The 9,097-nt window shown below is 73.4% G+C and carries 12 protein-coding genes; 5 read left to right on the forward strand and 7 right to left on the reverse strand.

Features of this window, described 5'->3' with window-relative positions; all coding sequences use genetic code 11:
• The 3 genes from hemW to E1265_RS28485 all read right to left on the reverse strand — a co-directional run.
• The coding region (hemW, locus tag E1265_RS28475; RefSeq protein ID WP_132933868.1) for a radical SAM family heme chaperone HemW at window positions 1-894 on the reverse strand (894 nt) is incomplete at its 3' end.
• 26 nt (window positions 895-920) lie between these two features.
• Window positions 921-1,781: a DUF3097 domain-containing protein gene (locus tag E1265_RS28480; protein ID WP_132933869.1), complete on the reverse strand. Its 861-nt coding sequence runs from the start codon at window positions 1,779-1,781 to the stop codon at window positions 921-923.
• A gap of 12 nt (window positions 1,782-1,793) precedes the next feature.
• On the reverse strand, window positions 1,794-2,510 hold the full coding sequence (locus E1265_RS28485; RefSeq protein ID WP_132933870.1) for an MBL fold metallo-hydrolase: 717 nt from the start codon (window positions 2,508-2,510) through the stop codon (window positions 1,794-1,796).
• A 186-nt stretch (window positions 2,511-2,696) separates the two neighbouring features.
• On the opposite strand from E1265_RS28485, the gene hrcA reads away from it, so the two are divergent.
• From hrcA to E1265_RS28500, 3 genes are read left to right on the forward strand one after another with little or no spacing between them, the layout of a single operon-like run.
• The gene (gene hrcA, locus E1265_RS28490; RefSeq protein WP_132933871.1) at window positions 2,697-3,713 is read left to right on the forward strand and encodes a heat-inducible transcriptional repressor HrcA; all 1,017 of its coding nucleotides are present in this window, start codon (window positions 2,697-2,699) and stop codon (window positions 3,711-3,713) included.
• Window position 3,714: 1 nt separating this feature from the next.
• Window positions 3,715-4,851, forward strand: coding sequence for a molecular chaperone DnaJ (gene dnaJ / locus E1265_RS28495; protein ID WP_132933872.1), 1,137 nt, complete (start codon window positions 3,715-3,717; stop codon window positions 4,849-4,851).
• A gap of 28 nt (window positions 4,852-4,879) precedes the next feature.
• Window positions 4,880-5,626 (forward strand): 16S rRNA (uracil(1498)-N(3))-methyltransferase, encoded by a 747-nt coding sequence (locus tag E1265_RS28500; RefSeq protein ID WP_132933873.1) that lies wholly within the window; start codon window positions 4,880-4,882, stop codon window positions 5,624-5,626.
• A gap of 120 nt (window positions 5,627-5,746) precedes the next feature.
• Here the strand turns inward: E1265_RS28500 and E1265_RS39745 are convergent, their stop codons facing one another.
• On the reverse strand, window positions 5,747-6,343 hold the full coding sequence (locus E1265_RS39745) for an MFS transporter (RefSeq protein ID WP_243741175.1): 597 nt from the start codon (window positions 6,341-6,343) through the stop codon (window positions 5,747-5,749).
• Window positions 6,277-6,897 carry an MFS transporter gene (locus E1265_RS39750; RefSeq protein ID WP_243741176.1) on the reverse strand — a complete coding sequence of 207 codons (621 nt, stop codon included), beginning with the start codon at window positions 6,895-6,897 and terminating at the stop codon, window positions 6,277-6,279. Before E1265_RS39750 ends, E1265_RS39745 begins: the two co-directional genes overlap by 67 nt.
• 84 nt (window positions 6,898-6,981) lie before the next feature.
• On the opposite strand from E1265_RS39750, the gene E1265_RS40435 reads away from it, so the two are divergent.
• Window positions 6,982-7,110 carry a hypothetical protein gene (locus E1265_RS40435; protein ID WP_279571471.1) on the forward strand — a complete coding sequence of 43 codons (129 nt, stop codon included), beginning with the start codon at window positions 6,982-6,984 and terminating at the stop codon, window positions 7,108-7,110.
• Between the two features lie 10 nt (window positions 7,111-7,120).
• On the opposite strand, the gene E1265_RS28510 is transcribed toward E1265_RS40435, so the two are convergent.
• The gene (locus E1265_RS28510; RefSeq protein ID WP_132933874.1) at window positions 7,121-7,249 is read right to left on the reverse strand and encodes a methionine/alanine import family NSS transporter small subunit; all 129 of its coding nucleotides are present in this window, start codon (window positions 7,247-7,249) and stop codon (window positions 7,121-7,123) included.
• Window positions 7,249-8,784: a sodium-dependent transporter gene (locus E1265_RS28515; protein WP_132933875.1), complete on the reverse strand. Its 1,536-nt coding sequence runs from the start codon at window positions 8,782-8,784 to the stop codon at window positions 7,249-7,251. Before E1265_RS28515 ends, E1265_RS28510 begins: the two co-directional genes overlap by 1 nt.
• A gap of 180 nt (window positions 8,785-8,964) precedes the next feature.
• Between E1265_RS28515 and E1265_RS28520 the strand changes: the two genes are divergently transcribed.
• Window positions 8,965-9,097: HIT domain-containing protein (locus E1265_RS28520; RefSeq protein ID WP_132933876.1), on the forward strand; the 133-nt coding region annotated here is incomplete at its 3' end.

The raw sequence follows: 9,097 nt of genomic DNA on the forward strand, positions 1-9,097 counted from the left end.
CCACCAGTCGGCGCCGGTCCAGTACAGCTCGTTGTGCCGGCAGCGGGCGGGCTCCGACGTGGCCCAGTTGGAGATCTCGTACCAGCCGAAGCCGGCCGCCGACAGCGCCTCGTCGGCGATCAGGTAGCGGTCGGCGTGCACGTCGTCGTCCGGCATCGGGACCTCGCCCCGCCGGACCCGCGCCGCGAGCCGCGTGCCGTCCTCCACGATCAGTGAGTACGCCGAGACGTGGTCGGGCCCGGCGGCGACGGCTGCGTCGAGGGAGGCGCGCCAGTCGTCGTCGGTCTCGCCCGGGGTGCCGTAGATGAGATCGAGGTTGACGTGCTCGAAGCCGGCCGCCCGCGCCTCGGCCACGCATGCCTCGGGTCGCCCGGGGGTGTGGGTGCGCTCCAGCACGGCCAGCACGTGCCGGCGGGCGCTCTGCATGCCGAAGGAGATCCGGTTGAAGCCGGCCTCCCGCAGCGCGGCGAGCGAGGCGGCGTCCACCGAGTCCGGGTTGGCCTCGGTGGTGACCTCGGCGTCCTGGGCCAGGCCGAACTCCTGCCGGACGGCGTCCAGCATGGCGCCGAGCGCGGCCGGCGGCAGCAGCGTGGGCGTGCCGCCGCCGACGAAGACCGTGGCGGCCTGGCGCGGGTCGTCGCCGAGCACCTTGCGGGCGAGCCTGATCTCCTCGCTCAGCACCTCCGCGTAGTTGTCACGGGAGGCCAGTGCCCCGCCCGAGCCGCGCAGCTCGGCCGCGGTGTAGGTGTTGAAGTCGCAGTAGCCGCAGCGCGTGGCGCAGTACGGCACGTGCAGGTAGAAGGCGAGGGGGCGCTCGGCGGCCCCGGCCAGCGCGGACGCGGGGAGCGCGCCGTCCGCTGGCACCGGCTCGCCGTCGGGGAGTGCGGAGGGCATGCGTCCATTGTCCGGCACCGGGCTGACTAGCTGGGGCCGCCCACCGTGACGTGGTCGATCAGGTGCTCGACGGGGCCGAGCAGGCCGGGTTCGAGGTCGCGGTAGTCCCGTACCCGGCCGAGGATGGACCGCCAGGCGGCGCCCGTGTTCTCGGGCCAGCCGAGGGCCCGGCAGACGCCCGTCTTCCAGTCCTGCCCGCGCGGCACCCGGGGCCACTCGGGGATGCCGAGCGCCGACGGCTTCACCGCCTGCCAGACGTCGACGAAGGGGTGGCCGACGATCAGCACGTGCGGGTCGGTGATCTCGGCGGCGATCCTCGACTCCTTGGAGCCCGGCACCAGGTGGTCGACGAGCACGCCGAGCCTGGCCTCGGCCGAGGGCGCGAACTCCCGCACGATCGCCGGCAGGTCGTCGACGCCGGCCAGGTACTCGACGACGACGCCCTCGATCCGCAGGTCGTCGCCCCAGACCTTCTCGACCAGCTCCGCGTCCTGCCGTCCCTCGACGTAGATGCGCCCGGCGCGCGCGACCCGGGCCCGCGCCCCCGGCACCGCGATCGAGCCGGAGGCCGTCCTGGCCGGACGCGCCGGCGCCGCCGGCGTGCGCGCCGGGCGCACCAGCGTCACGACGCGCCCCTCCAGCAGGAAGCCACGCGGTTCGAGCGGGAACACCCGGTGCGCGCCGAACCGGTCCTCGAGGGTGACGGTCGGCCCCTGCGCCGTCTTCTCGCAGCGGATCACCGCCCCGCAGAAGCCCGTGCCCACCTCCTCGACCACCAGGCCGGGCTCCGCCGGCACCTCGGGCACCTGGGCGCGCCGCTTCCACGGCGGCGTCAGGTCGGGGTCGTACCGCCTGCCGTACTGCCTACCTGGCTGTCCTCCGCGCATACGCCCATTCGATCACGGGGCGCCCGGCGCCACGCCGAACCGGCCGGCGAGCGCCGCCCGTTGGGCCTGGACGAACGCCGCGTCCACCACCGCGCCGTGCCCGGGCACGTACCGCGCGTCCTGGCCGCCGAGCGCCAGCAGCTGATCGAGGGCGGCCGGCCAGCGCGCCGGCTCCGCGTCGGGCCCGGCCTGCGGCTCGCCCGACTCCTCGACCAGGTCGCCGCAGAACACCACGGGGACGGCGCCCGGCACCCGCACCACGACCGCCAGGTCGTACGGCGAGTGCGCGGGCCCGAGCACCGCGAGCACCGCCGTCCGGCCGCCGCCCAGGTCGAGCGTCAGCCGCCCCCGCACCTCACGCGGCGGCGCCAGCCCCGCGAGCGCGTCGGCCGCGGCCCCGGCGAGCCCCGCGTCGAGCCCCTGCCGCACCCCGTCCGCCGCCGCCTCGGCCGGGCCGCCGGCCGGCAGCCGCCCGAAGTGCTCGGCCGCCGGGAAGGCGCCGGCGCCCAGCACGTGGTCGAAGTGCGGGTGGGTCAGGACCAGACGCGTCACCGGCAGACCGAAGCGCTCCCGCAGCTCGGCGGCGATCTCCGCGCCCGCCGGCAGCGAGGGCCCGGCGTCCACCAGCAGCAGCCCGCCGGCGCCGGCCACCGCGCCCACCGTCTCGTCCCAGCCCGGAAGGCGCCGGCGCACCACTCCGGGCGCCAGGTCTTCCCATCGCGTCGTCATGCTGCGACGTTAGCGTCACGACAGGAACCCGCCAGCCCGGGGCGGTCGGATCTGCGCGATACCGTCTCCCCGTTCACGATTCCCTGGCCGTGCTACCCGGCCGTACACTGGACAGGGTTTGGCACTCCACACGGCTGAGTGCCAGGGCGGGCAGCAGGAACGACGGCCGGGCGGGAGGTGTGCGGCATGCTCAGTGAACGCAGACTCGAGGTGTTGCGAGCCATCGTCCAGGACTACGTGGGCACGGAGGAGCCGGTGGGCTCCAAGGCCCTCACGGAGCGGCACAACCTGCAGGTCTCCCCGGCCACCGTGCGCAACGACATGGCGGTGCTGGAGGAGGAGGGCTACATCGCCCAGCCCCACACCAGCGCCGGCCGGGTGCCGACCGACAAGGGATACCGGCTCTTCGTCGACAAGCTCGCCGACGTCAAGCCGCTCTCGACCGCCGAGCGCCGGGCGATCCAGAGCTTCCTCGACTCCGCGCTCGACCTCGACGACGTCGTGGCCCGCACGGTGCGGCTGCTGGCGCAGCTGACCAGGCAGGTGGCCGTCGTGCAGTACCCGTCGTTGAGCCGGTCAACCGTGCGCCACGTGGAGCTGCTCTCGCTCGCCCCGGCCCGGCTGATGCTGGTGCTCATCACCGACACCGGCCGCGTCGAGCAGCGGATGGTGGACTGCCCGGCGCCGTTCGGCGAGACGTCGATCGCCGACCTGCGCGCCCGGCTCAACAGCCGGATCGTCGGGGAGCGCTTCGCCGAGGTGCCGCGCCTGGTGGCCGACCTGGCGGACTCCTTCGAGCCCGAGGAGCGGGGCACGGTCTCCGTGGTCCTCTCCACCCTGCTCGAGACGCTGGTGGAGGAGAAAGAGGAGCGCCTGATGATCGGCGGCACCGCCAATCTCACTCGCTTCGCGCAGGACTTCCCGCTGACGATCAGGCCCGTCCTCGAGGCGCTCGAGGAGCACGTCGTGCTGCTGAAGTTGCTCGGCGAGGCCAAGGATCCGGGTATGACGGTCCGGATTGGGCATGAAAACGCTCACGAGGGCCTGACGTCCACGTCGGTTGTCTCCGTCGGCTACGGTTCTGGAGGCGAGGCGGTGGCGAAGCTGGGCGTGGTCGGACCGACCCGCATGGACTATCCGGGAACGATGGGAGCGGTGCGCGCAGTGGCACGGTACGTCGGACAGATTCTCGCGGAGAACTAAGGTGGCGGCTGACTACTACGCGATCCTCGGTGTGCAGCGTGACGCTTCGCAGGAGGAGATCAAGAAGGCCTTCCGCCGGCTGGCGCGGGAGCTCCATCCGGACGTGAACCCGGACCCCAAGACCCAGGAGCGGTTCAAGGAGATCAACACCGCCTACGAGGTGCTCTCCGACCCGCAGAAGAAGCAGATGTACGACCTGGGCGGGGACCCGATGGGCCCCGGCGGCGGCGCCGGCCCGGGGGCCGGCTTCGGCGCCGGCTTCGGGAACTTCTCGGACATCATGGACGCGTTCTTCGGCACCGCCTCGCAGCGCGGCCCGAAGTCCCGCACCCGGCGCGGCCAGGACGCCATGATCAGGCTCGAGATCGACCTGAACGAGGCGGCGTTCGGCACCACCAAGGAGATCCAGGTGGACACGGCCACGGTCTGTGGCACGTGCAACGGCGAGGGAGCCGCGCCCGGCACCTCGGCGCAGACCTGCGACATGTGCCGCGGGCGCGGCGAGGTCTCGCAGGTCACCCGCTCCTTCCTCGGCCAGGTCATGACCTCGCGGCCCTGCCCGCAGTGCCAGGGCTTCGGCACCGTGGTGCCCACGCCCTGCCCCGAGTGCGCGGGCGACGGCCGGGTGCGTACCCGGCGTTCGCTGACGGTCAAGATCCCGGCCGGCGTGGACAACGGCACCCGGATCCAGCTCGCCGGCGAGGGCGAGGTCGGCCCCGGCGGCGGCCCGGCCGGCGACCTGTACGTGGAGATCAGGGAGAAGCCGCACCCGGTGTTCCAGCGGCGCGGGGACGACCTGCACTGCACGGTCACCATCCCGATGACGGCGGCCGCCCTCGGCACCAAGGTGCCGCTCGAGACGCTGGACGGCATGGAGGAGGTCGACATCAGGCCGGGCACCCAGTCCGGCCAGTCGATCCCGCTGCACAACCGGGGCGTCACCCACCTCAGGAGCAACGGGAGGGGTGACCTCGTGGTGCACGTCGAGGTGCAGACACCGCAGAAGCTGGACCCGGAGCAGGAGGAGCTGCTGCGGCGGCTAGCCAAGCTGCGGGGCGAGGAGCGGCCGATGGGGCAGTTCCAGCCGGGCCAGCAGGGCCTCTTCTCGCGCCTCAAGGACGCCTTCAACGGCCGGTGAGCGGACAGCTGTCGGGCGGCGGTCCGAGATGAGCACGGCCCCGGTCTTCGTGGTGGACTCGCTGTCGGCGGCCGGCGCCGGCGGCCTGGTCACGCTGGACGGCGCTGAGGGGCGGCACGCCGTCTCGGTGCGCCGGCTGCGGGTGGGCGAGCCGATCGTCCTCAGCGACGGCCGGGGCACCGGCGCCCTGGGCACGGTGGCCTCGGTCGACGGCCGGGACCGGCTCGAGGTCGCGGTGGCCGAGCTGCGGCACGAGCCGCCGCCGCTGCCGTCCATCACCGTCGTCCAGGCGCTGCCCAAGGGTGACCGCGGCGAGCTGGCCGTGGAGACCATGACCGAGACCGGTGTGGACCGGATCATCCCCTGGGCCGCGGCCCGCTGCGTCACCCAGTGGCGCGGCGAGCGCGGCGCCAGGGCGCTGGCGAAGTGGCGGGCCACCGCGCGGGAGGCCGCCAAGCAGTCGCGCCGGCTGCGGATCCCCGAGGTGACCGAGCCGGTGACCACCCGGCAGGTGGCCGCCGCGCTGGGCGGCGCCGCGTTCGCCGGGGTGCTGCACGAGGCGGGCGCCGCGCCGCTCGCCGCGGCCGAGCTGCCGGCCGGCGGCGAGATCGCGCTCGTGGTGGGTCCCGAGGGCGGCGTCACGCCCGAGGAGCTGGCCGCCTTCGAGGCCGCCGGCGTGCGCTCCTTCCGGCTCGGCCGCACCATCCTCCGCACCTCCACGGCCGGCACCGCGGCGGCGGCCCTGCTGCTCACCAGGACCGGCCGCTGGGCGTAGCGAAGTCTGGCACCGGCCTCTAGTGGACGTGAGCGGTCGCGGCCCCGGCTGGCGGACGGCCCGCCGGGACCAGGACCAGCGCGGCCACGGCGGCGACCGCCGCGCTGGCGGCGGTGAAGGTCAGCGCGTCGGGAGGACGTCGGGGGCGGCGAGGTGGCCTGCGGCGATGCTCGATCCCGCGATGCCGGAGACCACCGGGACGCCGATCGCGCCGCCGAACTCATGGCAGGTGTTGACGATGCCCGAGGTCAACCCGGCCTCGCCAGGCGACGCGTGGGCGAGCGCGGTGGTGGTCGCGGCGACGAAGCCCGTGCCCAGGCCGGCCGAGGCCACGCTGAGCCCCACCGACAGCGCGACCGTGCCGGTGTCCGCCGCCGGTATGGCGAGGCCGACGGCAGCCGTCAGCAGCGCGGGGACGGCGACCAGCCGGGGCCCCAGTGCGCCGATCGCGCGGCCGGCCAGGTGCGCGCCCAGTACCGTGCCGACGGCCACCGGCAGGAACAGCAGCCTGGTCGCCAGCGGACCGTGCCCTCCCGGGCCCTGAAGGCAGAACGAGCCGAGGAAGAAGGACGAGATCAGCAGGGCGGTGGCCACCAGCATCAGGAACGCGCCGGTCAGCACGGGGCGGCGGGTCAGCAGCGCCAGGTCCATCAGCGGCGCCGCCGACCGGCGCTGGAGCACGGCGAACGCGGCGTAGAGCAGAGGCCGGCGGCGCACGGCAGGAGCGTGGCGGGCGCGCCCCAGCCGTCGTCGCCGGCGTTGGTGAGCCCGTAGATCGCGGTCGCGGTGGCCGAGGTGACCAGCAGGGCGCCGGGCACGTCCAGGACACCGCGGTGGCCGGTCCTGGCGGCGTCCGGCAGCGCGCCGGGCAGCAGGGCGAGCAGCGTGAGGCCGACGGGCACGTTGACGTAGAAGATCCACTCCCAGCCCGGGCCCGCCGTGAGCACTCCGCCGACCAGCACCCCGACGGCCGAGCCGGTGCCGCCGAAAGCCGCCCACACGCCGAGCGCCCGGTTCCGCTCCGGACCGTGGAAGGTCGTGGCGACCACGGAGAGGGCCGCGGGGGAGAGCAGGGCGGCGCCGAGCCCCTGGATCATCCGCGCGCCGATGAGGACGGCGGCGCCGCCGGCGAGCCCGGCGGTGAGCGAGGCGGCGGTGAAGACCGCCAGCCCGACCAGCACCAGCCGCCGCGCGCTGACGAGGTCGGCCGCCGAGCGCGGACTGCCCCACGGCAGGATCAGGGAGCCGCACCAACGGCCGTTGCGGCGCATCGAGCGGCTGATCGAACGCGGCCGTGAGCACGGGAGTTCCGGACCGACCTGCCTACGGCGTGGCTGGCCGCCACCTTCTACGGCGTGCTCCACACCACGGCCGACGAGATCACCGCGGGCCGGCTCGACGAGGCCGACGCGCCGCAGGCCATCAGGGGCAGCCTGCTCGCCGCCTTCACACCGCCGGGACGCCCGGTGCCGACGGCGGACTGAGCGAACGAGGTCAGCCCGCTTCGCCGTCCGCCGGCCCGGGCTCGTCCGGGTGGCTGCGCAGCTTGACGATGGCAGCCACCAGGCCGCCCCACACGATCGCCATGGCCACGATCATCATCACGACGGCTGACGTCGACATCAGCGGCTCCCCTCGTTCGCCTCGTCCGCGGCCGGTCGCTCGCGGTTGGCCCGCCACGGCAGCAGCGACAGCACCACACTGAGCAGCAGCGCCGCGGCCGCCACGCCCCAGCCCGACCAGAGCAGGAAGGAGGTCGAGTAGCCGCCGTAGTTCTCGTCGAACTCGCTGTTCAGGCTGTCCACCATCATCCAGGTCAGCACCAGCGGCGTGATCACGCCCAGGCACAGCCGCCACCACACGCCGAGTCCGAACGCCGAGGTGGCGTCCGCGTTGGCCTGGAGCTCCGGCAGCCGGCGCAGCACCCAGCTCACCGTGACCACCAGCGCGAGGCCGGCCAGCACGATGCCGTACTGGTTGATGAAGTGGTCGGCCACGTCAAGGAAGTGCAGTCCGCTGTCGTTGGCGAACAGCGCGACGGAGATCACCGCGATGCCGCCGCCGACCAGCAGCACGGCCGGCGTGCGGCGCAGCCCGGCGCGGTCCTCCACGGCCGCCACGATCACCTGCACGATGCTGATGAGTGAGGTGAGGCCGGCGATCACCAGGGAGACGAAGAACAGCACGCCGAAGAAGGCGCCCATCGGCATCTCGGAGATGATCTGCGGGAAGGCGACGAAGGCCAGGCCCACGCCGCTGCTCGTGACCTCGTCTACGCCGACACCGGCCTGGCCCGCCATGAAACCGAGGGTCGCGAAGACGGCGACGCCGGCCAGGATCTCGAAGGAGCTGTTGGCGAACCCGGCGACCAGCGCCGATCCGGTCAGGTCGGAGCGGCGGTGCAGGTAGGAGGCGTAGGTGATCATGATGCCGAAGCCCACCGACAGCGAGAAGAAGATCTGCCCGTAGGCCGCGACCCAGACGCTGCCGTGGCCGAGCGCGCCCCAGTCGGGGGTGAAGAGCGCGTTCAGGCCCTCGGCGGCCCCGTCGAGGGTGAGCGCCCGCACCACGAGGACCAGGAAGAACGCCACCAGCATCGGGATGAAGACCATGTTGGCCTTCTCGATGCCCCGCTTGACGCCGAGCACCAGGATGGCGAGGACGACCACCCACACCGCGACCAGCGGCCAGGCCACGCCGGGCACGAAAGTCGAGATGGTGCCCGGTTCCTCGCTGACCTTGAGGAAGCCGCCGAAGAGGAAGCCCTCGGGGTCGTCGCCCCATGCCTGGTTCACCGAGAAGCCGGTGTAGCGCACGGCCCAGGCCAAAATCGCGGCGTAGTAGGCGGCGATCACGACGCAGATCGCCACCTGCCACCAGCCGATGACCTCGGCGGGCCTGGCCAGCAGCCGGGTCGCGCCGGGCGGCGATGAGCGGTACTTGCGGCCGATGGTGTACTCGAGGATCAGCAGCGGGATACCGGCGGTGAGCAACGCGCACAGATAGGGCACGATGAACGCGCCGCCGCCGTTCTCGTACGTGACGGCCGGGAAGCGCCAGATGTTGCCGAGTCCGATTGCCGAGCCGATCGCGGCCATCAGGAAGCCGGCCCGTGAGCTCCAGCTCTCTCGTCGATCCTGGGGAGCGGGCGTGGACATGCGGGTGGTCCTCGTTCGGTCGCCGATATGTTCGCTGATCTTCCGGTATGCAATGCATATGGAATCCGGGGAAGGCTACCAGCCGGTTCGGCCTGAGGACAGTCCGTGGGGCGGGGCGCGGTAGCATCCCGTGCGTAGCGCTTCGACGAGTCGCACCACGCACCTGGGAGGCACCGCGCGATGGCGGGAGAACCGCGGACTGACTGCCTGTTCTGCAAGATCGTGGCGGGCGAGGTGCCGGCCACGATCGTCAGGGAGACGGAGGCCGCGCTGGCCTTCCGCGACATCAACCCGCAGGCCCCCACCCACGTGC

Origin of the sequence: Streptomyces sp. 8K308 (assembly GCF_004348315.1) — a bacterium.
In the GTDB taxonomy this organism is placed as follows: domain Bacteria; phylum Actinomycetota; class Actinomycetes; order Streptomycetales; family Streptomycetaceae; genus Streptomyces.